At 54.5% G+C, this 919-nt stretch carries 1 pseudogene; it reads left to right on the top strand.

Going from position 1 to position 919, the window contains the following annotated elements:
• Nucleotides 1-80: 80 nt before the first annotated feature.
• A pseudogene (locus RCCGE510_RS32650) lies at nt 81-919 on the top strand (hypothetical protein); the annotation flags it as partial.

Genomic DNA, 919 nt, shown 5'->3' with positions numbered 1-919 from the left:
TTCCCGAGGGTACCCTCACGAACAATTTAAAGATTCTTAGGAGGTTCGCTCGTTGGCTCAAAGCAGAGAACAGAGATTCGATGGCTTCTCGGCTTTTAAACGATCCAGATTCACTAGCCGTTGATATCGCGGATTATTGGGCAAGCGGTGGGGATGGTCAGGACCGTCTTAAGTCAGCACTGTCTCATTTCAGGAGGCTCGGGCCTGAGGGGCAAGAACTCCAAGCCGTTGGACCTGGGCCGCGCCTGATGGGGCGCCAGATACATGATCCTTATCCCGACGACGCCCTCATCATTGATGGCTTGGCCAAGGAAGAGCTGAGTAAGTTCGGACCGGTCCCGAATTCTCAGAAAAATACCAGTAACCAACGAAGGTTTAGTGCTTGGCTCCAAAGGACGGGCAGGGGGAGCATAGCCAGCCGACTCACGGGTACTGATCAGCAGCAACAGTCGTTGAAGGACGATTTTAGGGCCTTTACCAAGGATGAAGGAAAAAATATTGGCGGCGTGGGTCTCGATCGGCTGCGGCAGTATCTAGGCGCCGAGTCGCAGTTGAAACAGCATGATCCTTATCCCGACGACGCCCGCATCATTGATGGCCTAGCCAAGGAAGAGCTGAGCAAGCTCGGATCGGACTCGACTTCCAAGAGGCAAGTTGCCCGGAATGTGGCCAGCAATCAACGAAAGTTTAGTGCTTGGCTGCAAACCAGGGGTCGGGAGAGCATAGCGAGCCGGCTCAACGGCAGTGATCAGCAGCAATGGTCGTTGAAAATAGATTACCAAGACTTCAGCGAAGCCATGGGAAAAAAACTCACTATGTCTTTCAAGCGGCTTCGGCAGTACCAGCAAGTCGTTGAGGCGAACGCAGCGTCGGGGTTGTCCCCTGAGCAGGCAAGTGGCCGGGAACCGGCCGGTCTGGA

This window comes from Rhizobium sp. CCGE 510, assembly GCF_000292525.1.
In the GTDB taxonomy this organism is placed as follows: domain Bacteria; phylum Pseudomonadota; class Alphaproteobacteria; order Rhizobiales; family Rhizobiaceae; genus Rhizobium.
Note: the sequence above shows the minus strand (reverse complement) of the source record. Positions and strands in the feature narration are given on the sequence as shown.